At 42.4% G+C, this 19,858-nt stretch carries 24 protein-coding genes, 1 riboswitch and 1 other annotated feature; of the genes, 22 read left to right on the top strand and 2 right to left on the bottom strand.

Annotated features, from left to right (window positions below; translation table 11 throughout):
- The first annotated feature begins 47 nt into the window (after positions 1–47).
- The 11 genes from minC (at position 48) to B9Y89_RS10735 (ending at position 8,081) form a co-directional block, all read left to right on the top strand.
- Positions 48–719 carry a septum site-determining protein MinC gene (gene minC / locus B9Y89_RS10685; RefSeq protein WP_176222187.1) on the top strand — a complete coding sequence of 224 codons (672 nt, stop codon included), beginning with the start codon at positions 48–50 and terminating at the stop codon, positions 717–719.
- An 18-nt stretch (positions 720–737) separates the two neighbouring features.
- The gene (minD, locus tag B9Y89_RS10690) at positions 738–1,535 is read left to right on the top strand and encodes a septum site-determining protein MinD (protein ID WP_085523225.1); all 798 of its coding nucleotides are present in this window, start codon (positions 738–740) and stop codon (positions 1,533–1,535) included.
- A 98-nt stretch (positions 1,536–1,633) separates the two neighbouring features.
- Positions 1,634–2,401: a M23 family metallopeptidase gene (locus tag B9Y89_RS10695; RefSeq protein WP_176222188.1), complete on the top strand. Its 768-nt coding sequence runs from the start codon at positions 1,634–1,636 to the stop codon at positions 2,399–2,401.
- Positions 2,394–3,242, top strand: coding sequence for a M50 family metallopeptidase (locus B9Y89_RS10700; RefSeq protein WP_085523227.1), 849 nt, complete (start codon positions 2,394–2,396; stop codon positions 3,240–3,242). The genes B9Y89_RS10695 and B9Y89_RS10700 overlap by 8 nt, the downstream gene beginning before the upstream one ends.
- Positions 3,243–3,269: 27 nt before the next feature.
- Positions 3,270–4,445, top strand: a complete 1,176-nt coding sequence (locus tag B9Y89_RS10705; protein WP_085523228.1) for a ribonuclease E/G — start codon at positions 3,270–3,272, stop codon at positions 4,443–4,445.
- A gap of 53 nt (positions 4,446–4,498) precedes the next feature.
- Positions 4,499–4,577: a sequence feature (ribosomal protein L21 leader region), on the top strand.
- A 13-nt stretch (positions 4,578–4,590) separates the two neighbouring features.
- Positions 4,591–4,899, top strand: coding sequence for a 50S ribosomal protein L21 (gene rplU, locus B9Y89_RS10710; RefSeq protein WP_085523229.1), 309 nt, complete (start codon positions 4,591–4,593; stop codon positions 4,897–4,899).
- Positions 4,900–4,912: 13 nt separating this feature from the next.
- Entirely contained in the window at positions 4,913–5,239 is a 327-nt protein-coding gene (locus B9Y89_RS10715; RefSeq protein ID WP_085523230.1) for a ribosomal-processing cysteine protease Prp, read from the top strand.
- Between the two features lie 13 nt (positions 5,240–5,252).
- Positions 5,253–5,543: a 50S ribosomal protein L27 gene (gene rpmA, locus B9Y89_RS10720; RefSeq protein ID WP_085523231.1), complete on the top strand. Its 291-nt coding sequence runs from the start codon at positions 5,253–5,255 to the stop codon at positions 5,541–5,543.
- 240 nt (positions 5,544–5,783) lie between these two features.
- Positions 5,784–6,338: a Spo0B C-terminal domain-containing protein gene (locus tag B9Y89_RS10725; RefSeq protein ID WP_085523232.1), complete on the top strand. Its 555-nt coding sequence runs from the start codon at positions 5,784–5,786 to the stop codon at positions 6,336–6,338.
- Positions 6,339–6,342: 4 nt separating this feature from the next.
- Positions 6,343–7,620 carry a GTPase ObgE gene (gene obgE / locus B9Y89_RS10730; protein ID WP_085523233.1) on the top strand — a complete coding sequence of 426 codons (1,278 nt, stop codon included), beginning with the start codon at positions 6,343–6,345 and terminating at the stop codon, positions 7,618–7,620.
- 11 nt (positions 7,621–7,631) lie between these two features.
- On the top strand, positions 7,632–8,081 hold the full coding sequence (locus B9Y89_RS10735; protein ID WP_085523234.1) for an ACT domain-containing protein: 450 nt from the start codon (positions 7,632–7,634) through the stop codon (positions 8,079–8,081).
- Here B9Y89_RS10735 and B9Y89_RS10740 read toward each other — a convergent pair.
- Positions 8,076–8,606, bottom strand: a complete 531-nt coding sequence (locus B9Y89_RS10740; protein ID WP_139822787.1) for a transcription repressor NadR — start codon at positions 8,604–8,606, stop codon at positions 8,076–8,078. The two genes, B9Y89_RS10735 and B9Y89_RS10740, sit on opposite strands and share 6 nt — an antisense overlap.
- A gap of 138 nt (positions 8,607–8,744) precedes the next feature.
- Between B9Y89_RS10740 and B9Y89_RS10745 the strand changes: the two genes are divergently transcribed.
- The 5 genes from B9Y89_RS10745 (at position 8,745) to metC (ending at position 14,539) form a co-directional block, all read left to right on the top strand.
- On the top strand, positions 8,745–10,268 hold the full coding sequence (locus B9Y89_RS10745) for a LysM peptidoglycan-binding domain-containing protein (protein ID WP_176222189.1): 1,524 nt from the start codon (positions 8,745–8,747) through the stop codon (positions 10,266–10,268).
- A 214-nt stretch (positions 10,269–10,482) separates the two neighbouring features.
- On the top strand, positions 10,483–11,223 hold the full coding sequence (nadE, locus tag B9Y89_RS10750; RefSeq protein ID WP_085523237.1) for an NAD(+) synthase: 741 nt from the start codon (positions 10,483–10,485) through the stop codon (positions 11,221–11,223).
- Positions 11,224–11,298: 75 nt separating this feature from the next.
- Entirely contained in the window at positions 11,299–11,922 is a 624-nt protein-coding gene (locus B9Y89_RS10755; protein WP_085523238.1) for a YhcN/YlaJ family sporulation lipoprotein, read from the top strand.
- Between the two features lie 120 nt (positions 11,923–12,042).
- Positions 12,043–12,157: riboswitch (SAM riboswitch) on the top strand.
- Positions 12,158–12,255: 98 nt separating this feature from the next.
- Positions 12,256–13,368: a methionine biosynthesis PLP-dependent protein gene (locus B9Y89_RS10760; protein WP_085523239.1), complete on the top strand. Its 1,113-nt coding sequence runs from the start codon at positions 12,256–12,258 to the stop codon at positions 13,366–13,368.
- Positions 13,361–14,539 carry a cystathionine beta-lyase gene (metC, locus tag B9Y89_RS10765; RefSeq protein WP_085523240.1) on the top strand — a complete coding sequence of 393 codons (1,179 nt, stop codon included), beginning with the start codon at positions 13,361–13,363 and terminating at the stop codon, positions 14,537–14,539. Before B9Y89_RS10760 ends, metC begins: the two co-directional genes overlap by 8 nt.
- Positions 14,540–14,730: 191 nt before the next feature.
- Here metC and B9Y89_RS10770 read toward each other — a convergent pair whose 3' ends face one another.
- Positions 14,731–15,765, bottom strand: a complete 1,035-nt coding sequence (locus tag B9Y89_RS10770) for a M42 family metallopeptidase (protein ID WP_139822788.1) — start codon at positions 15,763–15,765, stop codon at positions 14,731–14,733.
- 173 nt (positions 15,766–15,938) lie between these two features.
- Here B9Y89_RS10770 and B9Y89_RS10775 point away from each other — a divergent pair, with 173 nt between their 5' ends.
- From B9Y89_RS10775 to B9Y89_RS10800, 6 genes are all read left to right on the top strand, one after another.
- Positions 15,939–16,661: a YebC/PmpR family DNA-binding transcriptional regulator gene (locus B9Y89_RS10775; RefSeq protein ID WP_085523241.1), complete on the top strand. Its 723-nt coding sequence runs from the start codon at positions 15,939–15,941 to the stop codon at positions 16,659–16,661.
- Between the two features lie 46 nt (positions 16,662–16,707).
- Positions 16,708–17,235: a hypothetical protein gene (locus tag B9Y89_RS10780; protein ID WP_085523242.1), complete on the top strand. Its 528-nt coding sequence runs from the start codon at positions 16,708–16,710 to the stop codon at positions 17,233–17,235.
- Positions 17,236–17,378: 143 nt separating this feature from the next.
- Positions 17,379–17,891 (top strand): BofC C-terminal domain-containing protein, encoded by a 513-nt coding sequence (locus B9Y89_RS10785; protein ID WP_176222190.1) that lies wholly within the window; start codon positions 17,379–17,381, stop codon positions 17,889–17,891.
- Positions 17,892–18,020: 129 nt separating this feature from the next.
- The gene (ruvA, locus tag B9Y89_RS10790; protein ID WP_085523244.1) at positions 18,021–18,632 is read left to right on the top strand and encodes a Holliday junction branch migration protein RuvA; all 612 of its coding nucleotides are present in this window, start codon (positions 18,021–18,023) and stop codon (positions 18,630–18,632) included.
- A 14-nt stretch (positions 18,633–18,646) separates the two neighbouring features.
- Positions 18,647–19,648: a Holliday junction branch migration DNA helicase RuvB gene (gene ruvB / locus B9Y89_RS10795; protein WP_085523245.1), complete on the top strand. Its 1,002-nt coding sequence runs from the start codon at positions 18,647–18,649 to the stop codon at positions 19,646–19,648.
- Positions 19,641–19,841 carry a DUF2905 domain-containing protein gene (locus tag B9Y89_RS10800; protein WP_176222191.1) on the top strand — a complete coding sequence of 67 codons (201 nt, stop codon included), beginning with the start codon at positions 19,641–19,643 and terminating at the stop codon, positions 19,839–19,841. The genes ruvB and B9Y89_RS10800 overlap by 8 nt, the downstream gene beginning before the upstream one ends.
- The last annotated feature ends 17 nt before the right edge of the window (positions 19,842–19,858 follow it).

Raw genomic sequence — 19,858 nt, forward strand, 5'->3', positions numbered from 1 at the left:
TACTCTTTTTTATGTCGAATTGATTAAAGGTGCCCGAGGTGAATTCAATGTCTAATAAACAACCGTATATAACTATAAAAGGGAAAAAAGATGGCCTTATTTTAGTGCTTGATGATCGTTGTTCATACGATTTATTGCTTGAGGAATTAAAGCAAACTTTAGACAGCCAAACCGTTAATCAAAATGAGCCGTTAATCTCTGTTAAGGTTGAAATGGGGAACCGCTACTTAACTTCGGATCAAGAACAAGTGATTAAAAATATTATTAGAGAAAAGAAACAACTGCTCGTGACAGAGATTCAATCCAATGTGATCACCAGAGAAGAGTGTCAAGAACAACTGCGCAAACAGCAACTTCATACACTTCCAAAAATGGTTAGATCAGGACAGGTTGAAGAAATTGACGGTGATTTGTTGTTATTGGGTGATGTTAATCCGGGGGGTAAGGTTGTTGCGACCGGTAATATTTACATTATGGGCTCACTTCGTGGATTAGCTCATGCTGGGAGTCAAGGGAACCGGGAAGCAACAATTTCAGCTTCACAGATGAAACCGATGCAGCTACAAATTGCCAATGTTTGGTTAAATGATGAAGAAGATGTTGGGGAAGATCATCAATTGATGGTGTCAGCCTATATTGATCAGACAGATGAGAAAATATCGATTGACCGAATCCAAAATATGATGAAGAAACATAGCCTAACTTCAAGCTTGTCATGATAAAGGGGTGTGTCAAAAATGGGGGAAGCTATTGTTATTACATCAGGAAAAGGCGGTGTTGGTAAGTCAACGACAACGGCCAACTTAGGCACCGTCTTAGCCCTCCAAGGAAAACGGGTCTGTCTTGTTGATACAGATATCGGCCTACGGAACTTAGATGTTTTAATGGGGCTTGAAAATCGTGTGATCTATGATCTGGTTGATGCCGCTGAAGAGCGATGCCGGGTTGAGCAGGTTTTGATCAAAGACAAACGGTTTGACGCTTTAAGTTTGGTTCCGGCTGCTCAAACAAAGGACAAGTCCTCAGTAAGTCCGGAACAAATGAAAACCATTATTGAAGAATTAAAACGCGATTTTGATTATGTATTAATTGACTGTCCAGCCGGCATTGAACAAGGATTTAAGAACGCTGTCGCCGGTGCTGATCAAGCTATTGTCGTAACGACACCTGAGGTTTCAGCTGTTCGCGATGCTGATCGCATTATCGGCTTGCTGGAAAAGGAAGAACAACTGGCACCTCCAAAGCTCGTTGTTAATCGAATTCGTCAACATATGGTCAAATCCGGAGAGATGCTCAATGTTGATGATATTTTACAAGTTTTATCCATTGATTTACTTGGCATCGTGACAGACGATGAAGAAGTCATTTCCAGCTCCAATCGGGGTGAACCCGTTGCCTTGAATCCGGATACTAAAGTATCCATTGCCTATCGTAACATTGGCAGACGGATTCTAGGTGAATCTGTTCCGTTAATGGCTGTTGATGAGCCGAAGGGACTTTTTTCAAAAGTGAAGCAACTATTAGGAATGCGTTAAAAGAACCTGTCGATTTTCAGGTTCTTTTTAATTAGCATAACTTGTCCGTTCCCGGCATAGGTTTGTACAAAAGTAAGTTATGTGAGGGGATGGATATTGTGAGCAAAATTGATGACATCAGACAGCGCCATGCTGCACGAAAGAAAGGAATAAAATCGTTTTCGGGTCGTCAATCAGAGACGATAAAATCTCATGGGACCTCCTCGCAAAGACCTGATCATGACCTTAATAGTGTCCATCCATTATTTCGCACACAATCATTTATCATTAAATGCATGATTGCGATCGTCTTAATTCTTGTTGTGGCGATTATAGATAAACAGCAGGGGGCAACGTTTGATCAAACAAAACATGTGGTTCAGCAAACGTTAAACCGAGATGTTAATTTTACCAAACTCTCATCATGGTATGAGGACACCTTTGGTTCCTCGCCCGTCGCTTTTTTTCCCAGTTTAACGGATCAAGATCAGGCTAAAAAAACAACGGGTCAAGGAGCCAAGAAACAGGAAGCTGATTATGCTGTGCCGGTGAGCGGTCAGGTGTCAGAGTCGTTCTCAACTCAAACTAACGGTATTTTAATGGCTACCAAGCCAGGGTCAGCTGTTACAGCTGTTAAAAGTGGTACGGTTATTTCAATTGAAAATAAAGAGGGCATTGGTAAAACCGTCATCATTCAGCATAATAATGCTGAATCATGGTATGGCAAAATGGATGGTGTTAAGGTTAAACCTTATGAATTTGTTCAACAAGGCCAAAAAATTGGTTCGGTAAAAAAAGATCAGGATCAGGAGAGAGGGACGTTCTACTTTGCTTTAAAAAATGGTGATCATTTTGTCGATCCCATACAGGTGATTTCTTTTGATTAAAAAATGGTACAAAAGCGTTCGGATTCATCCCGTGTTTTGGTTTATACTCGGCGCAGGTATCATGACCGGTCACTTTTGGGAAGTTGTGACCGTTTTTTTTATTGTATTAGTCCATGAACTCGGACATGCCGCGGCTGCTTTGTTTTTTAAATGGCGGGTGACAGAAATTGTGCTACTCCCATTTGGTGGTGTTGCTAAAGTAGAGGAATTTGGAAATAAGACATTGAAAGAAGAATTGATCGTTACATTGGCAGGTCCCTTTCAGCATCTGTGGCTGCCCCTCTTATCTTGGATATTAGTTATGACCAATTTTTGGAATGAGGCCAACCATATAATGTTCATGGAAAAAAACGTCATGATCCTATTATTTAATTTAATTCCCGTTTGGCCTTTGGATGGTGGTAAAGTTTTACATATCATTTTTTCCAAACTATGGCCATTTAAAGTAGCCTACCGGAGAACGATGATGGCTTCGCTGGTGTTAATGGCGATACTCATGATAATAATGTATACTTTTCACATGTTTACTTTAAATTTTATGCTCATTATGACTTTTATTGGATTTGTTATTCTAAAAGAATGGCGGCAAATGAACTACGTGTTTATGAGATTTTTATTAGATCGGTGGGAATCAGGCCAACAGCAGACATCGAAAGTAAAGCGAATTAAAGTTAAACCTGAGGCAACGATGCATCAAGTGTGTGAAGGCTTTTACCGTGGAGTACGGCATTCAGTTATGATTGCTGATCCCCGTTCCCAGCAATCACTAGATGACGTGCTGGTGTTAGAGGCTTACTTCCGCAGGCATCCGCAATGTACGATTCAAGAATTGCTGTCTTAATAAACCTGGAACAGGCTGGGAGATTTTATGGAACTTGTTATTGATGAACAACCTTATTTGTATAAACATTATTTGTTGATGGATGACCGTATGATGGATCTTCATCTTTGGCCAGTGGGTAAGGTTTTAGCCGGCAACATCTATTTAGGATATGTTGAACATACGGCAAAAGGAATGGATAGTGTTTTCGTGAATATTGGGAATGGTGAGAAGGGTGTTCTTCCCATAAGTGAACAAGGAAACGCAACGACTAAAGGACAATCTCTATCTCCGGGGAATCGAGTGATTGTTCAAGTTAATAAAATGGGCAGAGACGGCAAGCGTCCTGTTTTGACTCAAAATCTGCAGTTCGCCGGTGGCTATATCATTTATATGCCAAAAGCTGGTTATGGCACCGCCTCTCGACAATTGTCCTACAAACAAGGCCAACACTTGAAAAAGGTCATGAAGTCGGTAACCGAAGCGAATGAAGGTTTTATTTTGCGGTCAGCGTCCGGCTATACCAATAGTGACACGCTTAAAGCTGAATGGCAGCGATTAAAAGAGCACTGGCGCCAACTGAAAGATCATATTGGTCGGAACACGGGCGAGCCGCGGTTGTTACAATCGGGATGGCCGATGACGGTGTCTCGTTTGTTCAATCGGTGTGTCACTGAAGACATTGATATGGTCATTAGCAATGATCAATCTGTATTGATGGACCTCAGGGATATGTTTGCTGCAGCGGATTGTGAGCCTCCGAGGTTCAATTATCAGAGACCACTCCCGGAAAACGTCCAAAAGGTGTGCCGAGAAACGATGCGTCAAGCGATCCAGCCGGTGATAAGGGATAAGAATGGTATGACAATTCATATTCATGAGACGGAAGCCCTAACAGCGATTGATATTAACATGGGCCGCTTTAAGACATCTGAAAATAAAATTGAAGCTGCCTATGCTGTCAACGAGGCGGCCATTCCGGTCATCATGCGACAGATGAAATTGAGGCAACTTCAAGGGATTATTTTAATTGATGCCTTGAAAATGAACTCTGCAAGGCATCGGATGCGCGTTCTTGACCAGATTAAGCAATGGGCCCAAACTGATCCAGTAAGGACAAAAGTTCATGGATATACGCAAACAGGGTTGATTGAAATAACTCGTCAATCAGCTGGTTTCCGGTTAAAGGATTGGGTGAAGCAACAGGGAAGTTCTGAACAATAATTGACACGCACAAGCCCAGCATGGTAAAATCAATGCGTTATTTTATGTTGGGGCACCGGCTCCAACCGCTCATGATAGGTTGTTAAAGTCGTTTCTAACGGCTGCCTATTTTTGGCGAGTCTGAGATATCAGAGGAGGTGCGCATATGTACGCTATTATTGAAACAGGCGGTAAACAGCTTAAGGTTGAAGAGGGCCAAGCGGTTTCCGTTGAAAAACTAGACGTTGAACCCGGCGAAACGGTGACTTTTGATAAAGTTTTGTTCGTCGGTGGCGACAATGTGAAGGTAGGTAACCCTCACGTTGACGGAGCTAATGTGACAGCAAAAGTCGCTGAACATGGCAAAGGTGATAAGATCGTTGTCTTTAAAATGAAACGTCGTAAAAATTATCGCCGTAAGCAGGGGCATAGACAGCCGTTCACTAAAGTAACCATTGATAAGATCAATGCCTAGTTAGGTTACTATAATGATTGATGTAACTGTTGCTCGTAATAGAGAATACCTGCAAACGGTGGTGATTGAAGGCCATGCCGGTTCAGGTCCCCATGGATTTGATTTGGTATGTGCTGGTGTATCTTCCGTTTCCTTTGGTGCTGTTAATGCGGTCGAGGCGCTATGTGATGTAACCTTGGTCGTTAATCAAGCCCAAGATGGTGGCTATATGCGAATTGATGTTCCAGATGGGTTATCCCATGAACAGGAACAATCCGTGCAATTGCTGCTGGAAGGTATGCTCGTTTCCTTGCGAACGATTGAAAACTCCTACTCGGAATTTATACAATTAAATGACTAAGGAGGTGCAGCTCATGCTTAAGTTGGACATTCAATTCTTTTCTGCGAAAAAAGGGGTCAGTAGTACCAAAAACGGTCGTGACTCTATTTCCAAACGTCTGGGTGCCAAGCGCGCTGATGGACAGGTTGTAACCGGCGGTTCTATCCTTTTCCGTCAACGGGGTACTAAAATATATCCAGGTAAAAACGTTGGCCGCGGCGGCGATGATACATTGTTTGCTAAGTCAGATGGCGTCGTTCGTTATGAACGTGTTGGTCGCGACCGCAAACGAGTCAGTGTTTATCCAGTTGCACAAGAAGCGTAAATTAAAAACCAGCCGTTTGGCTGGTTTTTTTATTGGCTATGTTAAAGTTTATTGTTGTTTTTTGCACTTCGTTGATTGTAGAGGGCAGGCAAAGTAAAACAGTCTTTTATTACATATATAATACAAAAGCTACAGTTGTTTTTTTGCAATGGAGACTCATGATATTTTGACATTATAACAGCGGACAGGCATGATATAATCAAACGGTATTTGTAGACAATATATTTAGGGGTTTTGCACATGGAAAATGAAGAGCTGGTTCGTGTCCTAAGCGGAGCAAGACACGATTGGCTAAATCAGCTTCAACTCATAAAAGCCCATTTAGCGCTTAATCGAATAGAACAGGCCGAAACTGTCATAGAGGATATCATTGTTACGGCCCAAAACGAAGCAAAAATATCCCAATTGAACGCACCGGATTTCGCATCCTTTTTTTTAACATTTAATTGGTATCCTCATTCGTATCATCTTGACTTCGAGGTAACAGGTGAGCAGCAGACGCTTGCATCAATGGATCAAGTTCTGGTTCAATTAGCCGCTGATATTACCGGTCTGTTTGATGAATATGCAGGATCGATGATTCAGAATCATGTGCGTGTCATGATGAACCTTTCTGATGATGAGATACAGATCACATTTGATTACAGCGGATCAATTAATTGTGAGCAGCAATTACATACAGCTATTCGTGATCTAACCATGAAGCCTTATATGACATTAGTTCAAAATGAAGTCACTCCTTATGAAGCGGTTGCTACGATACGTTTGGACATTAAAGAATTGAACGGAGGTTAAGCTGATGTTTGTCGACCATGTTGACGTGTATATAAAAGCCGGTGATGGTGGTAACGGAATGGTAGCGTTTCGTAGAGAAAAATATGAACCCAATGGAGGCCCAGCTGGTGGTGATGGAGGTTTCGGCGGGCATGTTATTTTTAAAGTAGATGAGGGTTTGCGAACGCTGATGGATTTTCGTTATAAAAAACATTTTAAAGCACCCAAAGGTGAGGGCGGTGGACCCAAAAACCAGCACGGAAAAAATGCTAAAAATCTGATTGTTGATGTTCCGCCGGGTACGGTTGTGACCAGTCAGGAGACAGGGGATGTGATCGCTGACTTAACTGAACACGGGGATGAGGCAATCATTGCTAGAGGCGGGCGTGGCGGCCGCGGTAATACCCGATTTGCAACGGCATCAAATCCAGCGCCGCATCATGCAGAAAATGGTGAACCAGGTGATGAACGGAACATTCGGATTGAGCTGAAACTTTTAGCTGATGTCGGTTTGATTGGTTTTCCAAGTGTCGGTAAGTCAACGCTGTTATCTGTAGTATCGGCTGCCAAACCAAAAGTTGCGGCTTATCATTTTACGACGATCAATCCTAATTTAGGCGTTGTTGCTAGTGGCGATGGTGAAAGTTTCGTCGTTGCTGATTTGCCGGGGCTGATTGAAGGTGCGCATGAAGGTGCAGGCTTAGGGGACCAATTTCTCCGTCATATCGAACGTACACGGGTTTTAATTCATGTCATTGATATGTCCGGGATGGAAGGCAGGGATCCCTTTGAAGACTTTCAAAAAATTAATGATGAGTTAAGACAATATGAATACCGGTTGACTGAACGTCCACAAGTCATTGCAGCTAATAAAATGGACATGCCTGATGCGGAGGATCACCTTGAATTGTTTAAGGAACAGTTAGAGGATGAGATTCCGATTTATCCGATTTCAGCCTTGTCAAAGGATGGACTCGAGCCACTGCTTCAGGAAGTTGCACAATTGTTGCAAACGACGCCTGAGTTTCCGCTTCATTTCGATCATGCAGAGGAACCCTATACGTATGCAATAGATGATGAGCAACCATTTAAGATCACTCGGGATGATGATGGAACGTATGTGGTTTCAGGGCCACGGGTTGAGCGTTTGTTTAAAATGACGGACTTTAACCGTGATGAATCTGTCGGCCGGTTTTCACGGAGTTTGCGACGAATGGGCGTTGATGACGCCCTAAGAGAGCGCGGTATTCAAGACGGTGATCTTGTCAGAATTCTTGATTTTGAATTTGAATTTGTCCATTAGTGGGGGGTTCCATGAAAAGACAAGAACAATTTTATTTGGTTAAAGAAGATGTATTATCTGAATCAATGACCAAGGTTCTTGAAGCGAAGACATTATTGGAAAACGGTCAAGCGGAAAATGTCACGGATGCGGCGGAAAAGGTAGGATTAAGCCGCAGTGCCTTTTATAAATACCGAAACAGTATCTTTCCTTTTCATAAAATTGTTACTGAAAATATTGTTACTTTGTTTTTCTTTTTGGAAGACCGGACGGGTACTCTGACAAAATTGCTCAATATTGTTTCACAAGCCGGCTGTAATGTGTTAACGATTCACCAGACAATCCCTTTACAAGGGAAAGCCAATGTATCCTTATCTATTGATACCAATGCAATTAATCGTAAATTCGATGATTTTGTTGACCAGTTTCGGCAAATGGCTGAGGTGATTAAAGTGGATGTCGTTGGTTCAGGAGGGTTATAGTAGATAACCCTCTTTTTTTAATGCTGCTATTACTTCGTCAAGCACAGACTCTGATGAGGCTTCAAGAGTATGCAGATGCACGCCGCCGGTCAAGTCCGATAGTAAGCTGGCTTCCTGTTCAGCAAGTTTCTTTAGAAATTGGCTGACGTCTTTACGACTTTGTAACATGAGTGATCCTGTAATCTCACCATAGATCGCATGTTCAACCACTACATTTCTAATGGTAACGCCATGATCAACGATGGTGTTCAATTCGTGGGCTGTTTCATCAGGTGTGTGTTTGACGGCGATCACTCTTGAGGCTGTCGGCTCGATTCTAGTCGGCATATAAAGATAACCTTGAGAAGTAGCGATAATAGGATGGTTTTTAGCCTTTAATAACGAGATGTCTTGAACAATGACTTGTCGGCTGACATTCGTTCGATCGGATAGGTCACCACCTGTAAGCGGTTCTTCACTTTCTTCAAGCCACTGCAGAATCAAGGCTCTTCTTTTCTCTCCATAAATTTTGTCTTTTGTCATCAACATCTCTCCAATTTGAACCGTATCGGGTAACCCTATTATATCGGATTTGGACGGTTCAATGAAATCGTTTCGGAAAAAGAGTGGCAAAATGCCTAGGTCAGCCATATAATGTAATGAATTTGTGCAGGAGGGATGACATTGAAAATTTATGTCGTACAAAAAGGTGATACCATGTACGAAATCGCCCAAAAGCACGGTATTGCTTTAGAAACTGTGAAGAAGGCCAATCCGCAGATAAAAAATCCCGACAATCTTCAACCTGGGATGAAATTAAAGATTCCAAGTACTTCGAAAGCTGTAAAAAAGGAAAAGCCGAAGAAGGAGCAGCCGAAGAAGGAGCAGCCGAAGAAGGAGCAGCCGAAGAAGGAGCAGCCAAAGAAAGAGCAGCCGAAGAAGGAGCAGCCGAAGAAGGAGCAGCCGAAGAAGGAGCAACCGAAGAAGGAGCAACCGAAGAAGGAGCAGCCGAAGAAAGAGCAACCGAAGAAAGAGCAGCCGAAGAAAGAGCAACCGAAGAAAGAGCAACCGAAGAAAGAGCAACCGAAGAAAGAGCAACCGAAAAAAGAAGAAACCGGCAAAAAAGAAAATATGAAGCCTATGCCAGAGGAACCTATAAAAACGGAAAAACCGGCTCCTAAGACAAATAAGCAACCTGGAAATAAAAGTAATAATGACCAAAAAGTCACGATTAACCAACAAGCAGCTAAACCTGAGATGAAAGAGGTATCATTGAATCAATGGTTAGATGAAGCCGATAACCAAGGTTTTAGCGGTAAGGATATCCAGCCAAAAGGGTCCAATGATGCTGAGCCATCTAAAGAAACCCCAATTAAGACACAATCTTATAATCATAAACCGTCGAAGACTAAGGCGCCAAGTTTTCCATTAAGCGACGAGGAGTGGAATATCAATCCATATGATTTGGATATGTCAAATCAAGATATCCCTATGTTGGAGAGTGATTATTATCCAAATATGATTAATCCCAAATCGTCTGCCTCTAATGAAACATCAGTTAATGGCGGACAGGGTGGCACTGCCATATGGGGAGCTTCTGACTCATCTTATGGCTATCAACCCCATATGCAGCAAGGATTTAACCAACCACAAATGCCGGAAACACCGATGTCACAACAGTGGATGGAACCAACGGCAAAGGGGATGAATCCTCAGCAATTCATGCCTTATCAGGTGCCTGGACCTGAAACACAACCGATGTTTTTCAATGATAGTATGTATCAGCAGCAGATGATGCCGAACTATCAACACTCGATGCCAGAATATCAACAACCGGTAATGCCGGATTATCTGAATTATCAACAACCGATGCCGGAATATCAACAGCCGATAATGCCGAACTATCAGAATTATCAGCAATCGATGCCGATGTATCAACAACCGGTAATGCCGGACTATCAGAATTATCAGCAGTCAATGCCAGGTTACCATCCACAAATGATGCCTTATGGTATGGATCCTTATTATCAGGACTGTGGTTGTGGTGCACCACCATCCCCACACATGATGCCGGTTTACCAAGATCCTGGTTATTGGGGAATGGATCAAAATGGGCTCAATATCCGTTGGGATGCTTACGCCAATTATGAAAATCATCCTTATCAACCTAATTTTCCGAAAGCAAGTAACGATGAAGAAGATGTGTGACGATTTCTCAATCGTCACTTTTTTTTCGAGATCAAGGGATTCGCTTTTGTAGAGATACTTCTCATGCCTAAATTAGTCGAACTTTCCTCTTCACTTAAAGTTAATCTCCATTAAATGATCCCCTTAATGTTCTTGCTTCATTAAAAAGAGGATAATGTGCTAAACTATTTATGATGTAGATTATTTGTTATTTAAGTTAAAAGGAGGAATTTTCTTGACAGATCAAGCCATTGATGGATTGGTGAATTGGCTTCAGGAAAAAGTAAGGGAAGCCAATGCTGATGGTGCATTAGTTGGTGTCAGCGGCGGGATAGACTCAAGCGTCGTTGCTCACTTGATAAAGAAGGCATTCCCAGAACAATCACTCGGTGTGATCATGCCTTGTAAAAGTGATCCCCAAGATCAAGAAGATGCCCGTACTGTGATTGACAGCGCTGATATTGATGCAATCACGGTTGATTTAACTGAAACCCATAATGTTTTATACAATCAAATTAAGGATCAATTTGGTTCGCGTTGGGATGAAGAAAAAGGGAAAATCGGAGACGGTAATTTGCGTGCGCGGTTACGTATGAGCACCTTATATACGATTGCTAACCAATTTAATTATCTTGTTGTTGGAACTGATAACGCTGCCGAATGGTACACTGGTTATTTCACAAAATATGGTGATGGCGGTGTTGATCTTGTACCGCTTGTACATCATACAAAAGGTGAAGTGAGTGAATTAGCGAAAGCTTTAGGGGTTCCGGATACAATCATTGAGAAGAAGCCAAGTGCCGGTCTTTGGGAAGGCCAAACAGATGAAAATGAAATGGGAACGACCTATGACAAAATTGATGCTTACATATTAGGGCAAAGCATTCCCGAAGAAGATGAAGCGATTATTACCTCGCTTCATGATCGTTCAAAACATAAGCGAGAGTTGGCTGCGTCTCCACCACGAAAATTTTAACATTGGAACCTTAATGTAACAGGGTTAACGAATCCCCCCTTTTCACACGCTAATGATGAAAGGGGGTTTTTTGAGTTGAAAAAAACACTTTTAACTCTGTCTACCGCTTTAATGGCGAGTGGAATGCTTACCGGCTGTGGTGCTAACGACGACAATCAGGGTATGAACGAAAATGGGTTGAGGGACGTCCGGTATAACAACAACGCCAATAATAATGATGCTAGAGGGCCGCTAGCAAACCAACCCAATGTTCAGGATCCAGAAAATGCCGAGAACATTGATATGGATAATAATAAGAACAATCCTAATAAAAATAAGAATAACAATTATGACAATGGTGATCAATATGTCTATGATACGGAAGCCACACGTCGGATTGCCAGTCAAGTTAACCGTTTGAGCGGTGTTGACGATGCTCATGCATTGATAAATGGCAATACGGTCGTCATCGGTATCGATACAAACGATGATAATGCCAATACTCAAGATATAGAAGAAAAAGTCCGTACAACGGCGAAAAGTCTTGTCCGTGACAAAAATATTCGTGTCGTTTCTGATGAAAGCATCGTTAACCGAATTGGCGATGTCTATGACAAAGTCGATAATGGCAATACGGATGAGGTGCAATCAGATATTAGAGGTATCATGCAGGATATTGGCAATGCAGCAAAACGCCCTTTCGAGAATAATAATAAATAAAAAAATAAACGAGCAGGTTTGCCCCTGCTCGTTTATTTTTTTATGATATTTTTTAAAATTGTAAGCATTGACAATGCTTATACACAGTGTTAATATGATGAACAATATTTACAATTAAAAAACTTATCAAGAGAGGCTGAGGGACTGGCCCTGCGAAGCCCGGCAACCTGTTCGACACTAATATATGTGAACAAGGTGCCAAATCCTGCAAAGCACATGCTTTGAAAGATAAGATCGATGCGTCGATGTTGATAAAGCAGACCTCTCTTTAGAATAGATGAGGCCTGCTTTTTAATTTATCTGAAATAATGACGGGTTAAGGGGATGAACACATTGAAGAACATCGAAACTATTTTAGCTCAAATTGGTAACCAAAGCGAAATAACGGGAGCAGTCAGCCCACCCGTCTATTTGTCTACAGCCTATCGTCACCAGGGTCTCGGCCAATCGACCGGTTATGATTACACACGAACGGGTAATCCGACTCGCGCTATTTTGGAAGATGCCATTGCTGAATTGGAAGGTGGCAGGCGAGGGATAGCTTTCAGCTCAGGAATGGCAGCGATCCAAGCCGTTTTGTCTTTATTTTCTTCCGGAGATGAGCTGTTAGTTTCCGAAGATTTGTATGGCGGGACCTATCGATTGTTTGAGGATTTTGCTGGTAAGTGGGGTTTGTCGTTTCAATACCATCATTTCCTTGATATCACTGATACGGTATCAAGGATTAGCGAACGCACAAAAGCGATTTTTATCGAAACGCCGACCAATCCATTGATGCATGAAACCGATATTGAGGCTGTGGCCCAAATCGCGCGCCAGCATGGATTACTTTTGATCGTGGATAACACATTTTATACGCCGCTGTTGCAACAGCCGATTGACAAAGGAGCGGATGTTGTTGTCCATAGTGGAACTAAGTATCTCGGCGGACATAACGACGTTCTCGCTGGTTTGATTGTGACCAAGAGCGAGGAAACGGGTGAACAACTGGCTAGCTATCAGAATGCTGCAGGTGCCGTCTTATCACCGTTCGATTGTTGGTTGCTTATGCGCGGTATGAAAACATTAGGGCTGAGAATGAGGCAGCATGAAGCGAATGCGAAACGGATTGCTCAGTTTCTTCAAAAGCACTCGGCCGTTAAAGACGTTCTTTATCCGGGCCAAGGTGGTATGCTTTCGTTTCGTTTACATTCGGAAGATGGTGTGGCCCCGTTTCTCGAGCAGTTACAAGTGATCGCATTTGCTGAAAGTCTTGGCGGTGTTGAGAGTTTTATTACTTATCCGGCAACACAAACACATGCAGATATTCCCGAAGCGATCCGTATTGAACAAGGGGTATGTAATCGACTCCTTCGTATGTCTGTCGGTGTTGAATATATTGATGATTTGCTGGCTGATCTTGATCTGGCCTTGCAAAAACAGAAAGAGGTGATCACTCGTGGGTGAAGCAACTTATTGTTTTCAGACAAAGCTCTTGCATAATCAACATAAAGTCGATCCGAACACGGGCGCAGTCAGTGTCCCAATTCAACCGGCATCGACCTTCCATCAGTTTGATATGGATCATTTTGGCCAGTACGATTACAGCCGGTCAGGCAATCCAACAAGGGCAGCTTTAGAAGATGCGATTGCTGATTTGGAAGGAGGCGTTCAAGGTTTCGCCTTTGCTTCAGGCATGGCTGCGATTTCAACAGCCTTCATGTTACTTTCGCAAGGAGACCATGTCTTGCTTTCAGAAGATGTCTATGGCGGCACATATCGAATGACCTCCGAGGTGCTAGGCCGTTTTGGTATTGAGCACACGTTTGTGGATACAACTGATATAGAAATGGTGGCCCGTCATATTCAAAGCAATACAAAAGTCATTTATATTGAAACACCCTCAAATCCATTATTAAAAATTACGGATATCCGTGCTGTGACAGAACTAGCGCAGTCTCATGGTTGTTTGACATTTGTTGATAACACCTTTGCTACACCGGCTGTGCAGCGTCCACTTGAATTGGGTGCTGACGTTGTTTTACATAGCGCGACCAAGTTTATCGCAGGGCACAGCGATGTTGTGGCTGGTTTGGCTGTTGTTAAAGATCAGCATCTCGGTGACCAGATTGCTTTTTTACAGAATTCATTTGGAGCCATTCTCGGCGTGCAAGATGCGTGGCTTGTTTTGCGCGGATTAAAAACCCTGCAGGTGCGTATGAACCAGTCAACAGCATCCGCTAAAACCATCGCTGCTTTTCTAGAAGAACACCCCAGTGTCGACAATGTCTACTATCCTGGACTCGCGTCAGATCCAGGCCGCGATTTACATTTAAGTCAAGCTAATGATACTGGTGCTGTACTTTCTTTTAGTTTGCACGATGAAGCGGCCGTTCGCCAATTGACAGAACACATGCAAATTCCGGTGTTCTCAGTAAGTCTCGGTGCCGTTGAATCCATTTTGTCTTATCCGGCTAAAATGTCGCACGCCTCCATGCCAGCTGTCGAAAGGGAGAAACGAGGCATTACGGACGGATTATTGCGTCTTTCTGTTGGACTAGAAGATCACGATGATTTAATTCAAGATCTAACACAAGCTTTATCAGGTGTGGAAGCGGCTGCTGTCTCGAAGCAGTAGCTTTAATACTTAAGTTACGGTACAAAAAATCGTAGTTAGGCACCTTTCTTTTATCAAAAAAGGGGAACGAAAGTGAAAGTGTAAGGAGCATAATTTGAAGTAAGAAATAAGAAACAATATCGATGTGAATCACAGATAAAAGAAGTGTCTCAAAGGTATTAATTAATACCTTTGAGACATCCTTGTTCATGTTATTGTGTGATGTAATGAGCCAAAAGTTGAAAGGTATTGTCCAAGGCGTCAATATGAGTGCGTTCCATGCTGTGGGAAGCGTGAACACCGGGTCCAACAAGTGCGCAACGGATATTGTTGCCGCCTTTAAGTGCGGCTGATCCGTCTGAACCATAAAAAGGATAAATGTCAACAGCGTGATTTAAATTTTGGTTTTTGGCAATATTGATGAGTTGGGTCGTCATTTCATAATCATACGGGCCTGATGAGTCTTTGGCACAAATCGAAACATCATATTCCGTACAAGACAAGTCATCACCCATTGCCCCCATATCAACCGCTATTAATTCACGAATATCTTCAGGAATATAGGCAGCCCCATGACCGACTTCTTCATAAGTAGTAATGATGATTTTTAGCGTTTTTTCAGGCGTGATGCTATTATCGCTCAGCCATTTTAACAAGCCAAGCAAGACACCAACACTTGCTTTATCATCAAGATGCCGTGATTTAATAAAACCGCTCGGCACGACTTGGGTTCTTGCATCGAAAGAAATATAATCGCCGACATTGATACCTAGAGCTTTGACATCCTCTTGACTCGACACTTTTTCATCAATTCGTACTTCCATAGCTTTTTCATCACGATCCTGGCTCTTAGCTCCTTTATAGACATGAATAGATGGCTGGTTCGTTAAAATTGTACCTGTGTATGTGCGGCTGTCACGTGTATGTATTTGGCAATACTCACCTTCAATAGCGTGCATCATAAACCCGCCGACAGAGGTCAATTTCAATGTCCCATCAGATGTGATCGAACGAACCATAGCCCCTAGCGTATCTACATGACCACTGAGACCGAGAACATCGGATTGTTTTCCAGGTACCGAAACGATAAGATTGCCTTTCGGCGTTGATTCCCATTGATAACCCAATGAATCTGCTTCATGGATGACGTGATCCAAAACTTCTTGACAAAATCCGCTAGGACTTGGTGTCATCAGCAACTTTTTTGTTATATCTACAACATAGTCACGGTTCATATTAATGTCCACATGCAACTCTCCCTAATCAAAAAGTTATGACACATTTAATTATAAGAATCCGGTTCGAAAGTTGCAAATGGATATTGACAAATTGCGATAAATAGTAGTTACCCCTCGGAAAAAAGCGTTAAATGTATTATAATAGGCATGATGAGCTTTCTTTAAAAGGAGTCGAGAAATCAATGGCAGGACATTCAAAATGGAAAAATATCCAACATAGAAAAAACGCTCAGGATGCCAAGCGCGGGAAAATTTTTATGAAATTATCTAAAGACATTTTCGTGGCCGCCAAAGAAGGCGGCGGTGATTTGGAAACCAATGCTGCTTTGCGGACCGCGGTCGATAAAGCAAGGGCAAATAACATGCCCAATGACAATATTAATCGCGCCATTAAAAAAGGAACGGGTGATTTGGATGGTGTCACCTACGAACAAATCACTTATGAAGGGTACGGCCCTAGTGGTGTCGCGATCATGGTTGAAGTATTAACGGATAATAAGAATCGCTCCGCTTCTGACATTCGTCACGCCTTCTCCAAACATGGCGGCAATTTGGGCGAAGATGGTTGTGTGGCGTTTATGTTTGATCGAAAAGGTGTGATTGTCATTGAACAGAGCAAAGAAACGGATGAGGACACGCTCATGCTCGATGCCATTGAAGCTGGCGCTGAAGAAATGGAAACTGAGGATGGCTACTATGAAGTGACAACCGAGCCGGAAAACTTCAAGGGCGTCCGTGATACATTAACAGAACAAGGGTATGAGCTGTCGGATGCTGAAGTTACGCAAATTCCGCAGACGACGACCTCATTGTCAGATGCCGATCGCGACAAGTTGAATAAACTCATTGAAACACTGGAAGACAATGATGACGTCCAAGATATCTACCATAATGCAGAAGACTAACAGGCTTGACGGATCCCCCTCTTACGAACTTGTTAGGAGGGTTTAGATGGAAATTGACAATAAAGTTGCTTCAGTATTATTTATCAGCGGTATCATTGAAATGATCGCCGGTTTGTTTATTGGTATTGTTTTCGGCCGTATTGAAGTAACATATGAGGCCTTTAATTATTATTTGGCCATACGGTGGTGGGGAGCCGGGTTTATATGCGGTATGATGTTTATTGGCTTTGCAGAAGTCATTAAACTACTGTACAGCATCAATTTACAGTTAAATCACGATTCTTTAATAGAGAAGGAACAAACGACTGCAGCTATTCACGGTAACCGTGTTGAACAAGACATAAAGTATCACCAATGGGAATTACCAGAGTTCGACAAAATAAAAATTAAACAATTATTTAGTGATGCAACTTCAGAGCTCGATATCATTGAAACGCCATTCATTAATTTCGTGTTAGTTATATTAGATGATAGGTATGAATTAATTGAAACAGGTGGTTTTAACCCTAAAATTATTCCTAAAGATCGTTGGCGGACAGAAATATTGAATTGGTTTGATGAAAACTTTAAATGACATGGGAAAGAATGACTTCATTCAGGGCTATTTCATCTAAGATATTTCCATAATACAGAAGAATAATACGTGACGGAATATTAACCTCTTACGCCGTTAATAATAGTTGTGGAACAATAATCTTGTGATAAGAGGTGATCGATTTGTTCCGGCTCATATCCTCAATTTGTGTGTCGGTTTTACTAACCATCAGCCTATCGTTACCCGTGTATGCCCACGGTCAAACGTCCCATGCCGGTTCAAAATCTGGACCCTTGATTGTTAATCTTCATTTAAAGAAAACCTTCATCGACGGCGTTCAGATTCAAAATACAGTCAAGAAAAAAGTAATGTCTATGGAGGATCTTTGGACGACGTACTCGGATTGGCAGTTGGTTGACCAACGCAAAGGAAACGTCTATTTCAAAAAAAAGGTGGATGACTTATCCCCGGTGTCAAAAGCAGTCGGGATCTTGGGTTTGAGTGATAACGAGACGCTAACTTTGTATAAAGGGAATCCGGATGATCAAACGATTATTCAAACCTTCTATCAAATTGACACAAAAGAGCTTCAAGTCAACATGAGGAAACAATTGAAAGAAGGCATTCGCATCAAAAATAAACAAGACTTCAAGCATGTCTTAAAAAAACTTCAGCAATATGCTCAGTCATCATAAGGAGCCTACATTGTAGGCTCCTTTTTTTTACTGCCTAAAGTCACGTTATTATTCATATTAGATTACAAATCAAACGAACATATGTTATGATATTAGCTAGCATTTATACATAATTGGGTGAGTCTATCAGTGTATGATTATATAATAGGAACCATTAGTGATGTTACACGCGAATACATTGTTGTTGATCATGATGGCATCGGTTTTCAAGTTCATTGTCCAAATCCGTTTGCTTTTAGGCAGCATGCTGAAGCTATAAAGGTGTATACCTACCAACACGTCCGCGAGGATTTTATTGGCCTTTATGGATTCCAAACCAGAGATGAACGGTCATTATTCATTCATTTATTGGGTGTGTCAGGCATCGGACCTAAGGGAGCATTAGCCATTCTTGCTACGGGACAACCAGCTGAAGTGGTTCGGGCGATTGAAAATGAAAACGAAAAATTGTTGACGAAATTCCCGGGCATTGGCAAAAAGACAGCACGACAAATGATTTTAGACCTTAAAGGGAAATTTGTGGAAACGTATGATTTATTGTCTGAAGATGAAGCAAGCACAGTGTCTATCCAAGGATCAAGCCCAATGGTCAATAGCGCATTGACAGAAGCTGCTGCAGCGTTAGAAGCCTTAGGCTATTCCGAACGGGAAATAGGTAAGGTTCGTCCTCAATTAGAAACGAAAGATTTAGATGCTGAAGGCTATATTAAAGAGGCCCTCAGACTTATGCTCAAAGACTAGGAGGTGTTAGCCTCATGGAAGATCGTATGCTTTCCGGTGAAGCGGTTCCTGAAGAAGTCGTGGACGAAACCAATGTCAGACCTCAAACGTTAGAAGATTACATCGGGCAGGAACAAGTCAAAGATAATTTGAAAGTGTTTATTGAAGCGGCCAAACAGCGGCAGGAACCATTGGATCACGTTCTTTTATATGGCCCTCCTGGTTTAGGTAAAACAACTTTATCGATGATTATTGCGAATGAGCTCAATGTTAACCTGCGGACAACATCAGGACCTGCGATTGAACGGCCGGGTGATCTGGCGGCTGTGTTAACGGCCTTGGAGCCCGGGGATGTTCTATTCATCGATGAGATTCACCGACTGAATCGGAATGTCGAAGAAGTATTATACCCGGCGATGGAAGACTTTTGCCTTGATATTGTTGTCGGGAAAGGGGAAACGTCACATTCGGTACGTTTAGATCTTCCACCCTTCACACTCGTGGGCGCGACAACAAGAGCAGGATATTTATCACCGCCGTTACGTGACCGATTCGGCGTTGTTAGTCGTCTAAACTATTATACGCATGATGAATTGGCCGTGATTGTTAACCGGACAGCCGGCGTATTAGAAGCTGCTATTGAAGACGTAGCCTCTGAAGAAATTGCTAGACGTTCACGCGGAACTCCTAGAATTGCGAATCGTTTATTAAGACGGGTGCGTGATTTTGCTCAGGTCAGTAACAATGGTGAGATTGACCATGCGATCACAAAGGAAAGTCTGACACGTTTGCAAGTGGATGACTGGGGGCTGGATGGTGTAGATCATCAACTTCTCCGGGGCATTATTGACCATTTTCAAGGCGGACCTGTTGGATTGGATACGATTGCGGCGGCGATTGGTGAGGAGCGTCACACAATCGAGGATGTCTATGAACCTTATTTAATGCAAATTGGGTTTTTACAACGGACGCCACGGGGAAGAATGGTAACCAATAAAGCGTACCAGCACTTGGAGGTTCCTAAACCCGATGCCTAATATGGGAAAATGGCTGATGATCATGGGGAGTATGTTATTTTTACTTGGACTGGTGTGGCAGCTTATTGGTAAGCTGCCAGGCGATATTGTGATTCGTAAAGGTCATACAACGTTCTATTTTCCTATCATCACATGTATTGTTATCAGTGTGGTGATGTCCCTGTTATTCTACATTATTGGCCGCTTTAAATAGCTGACAACGAGAGAGGA

It is taken from the genome of Tuberibacillus sp. Marseille-P3662 (assembly GCF_900178005.1).
In the GTDB taxonomy this organism is placed as follows: domain Bacteria; phylum Bacillota; class Bacilli; order Bacillales; family Sporolactobacillaceae; genus Marseille-P3662.

Excerpts from the sequence above, each read along its gene's own strand:
- obgE (WP_085523233.1), top strand. The coding sequence starts at position 6,343 with ATGTTTGTCGACCATGTTGACGTGTATATAAAAGCCGGTGATGGTGGT.
- B9Y89_RS10715 (WP_085523230.1), top strand. The coding sequence starts at position 4,913 with ATGATTGATGTAACTGTTGCTCGTAATAGAGAATACCTGCAAACGGTG.
- B9Y89_RS10780 (WP_085523242.1), top strand. The coding sequence starts at position 16,708 with ATGGAAATTGACAATAAAGTTGCTTCAGTATTATTTATCAGCGGTATC.
- ruvB (WP_085523245.1), top strand. The coding sequence starts at position 18,647 with ATGGAAGATCGTATGCTTTCCGGTGAAGCGGTTCCTGAAGAAGTCGTG.
- rpmA (WP_085523231.1), top strand. The coding sequence starts at position 5,253 with ATGCTTAAGTTGGACATTCAATTCTTTTCTGCGAAAAAAGGGGTCAGT.
- B9Y89_RS10800 (WP_176222191.1), top strand. The coding sequence starts at position 19,641 with ATGCCTAATATGGGAAAATGGCTGATGATCATGGGGAGTATGTTATTT.
- rplU (WP_085523229.1), top strand. The coding sequence starts at position 4,591 with ATGTACGCTATTATTGAAACAGGCGGTAAACAGCTTAAGGTTGAAGAG.
- B9Y89_RS10735 (WP_085523234.1), top strand. The coding sequence starts at position 7,632 with ATGAAAAGACAAGAACAATTTTATTTGGTTAAAGAAGATGTATTATCT.
- B9Y89_RS10725 (WP_085523232.1), top strand. The coding sequence starts at position 5,784 with ATGGAAAATGAAGAGCTGGTTCGTGTCCTAAGCGGAGCAAGACACGAT.
- B9Y89_RS10775 (WP_085523241.1), top strand. The coding sequence starts at position 15,939 with ATGGCAGGACATTCAAAATGGAAAAATATCCAACATAGAAAAAACGCT.
- B9Y89_RS10705 (WP_085523228.1), top strand. The coding sequence starts at position 3,270 with ATGGAACTTGTTATTGATGAACAACCTTATTTGTATAAACATTATTTG.
- minD (WP_085523225.1), top strand. The coding sequence starts at position 738 with ATGGGGGAAGCTATTGTTATTACATCAGGAAAAGGCGGTGTTGGTAAG.
- minC (WP_176222187.1), top strand. The coding sequence starts at position 48 with ATGTCTAATAAACAACCGTATATAACTATAAAAGGGAAAAAAGATGGC.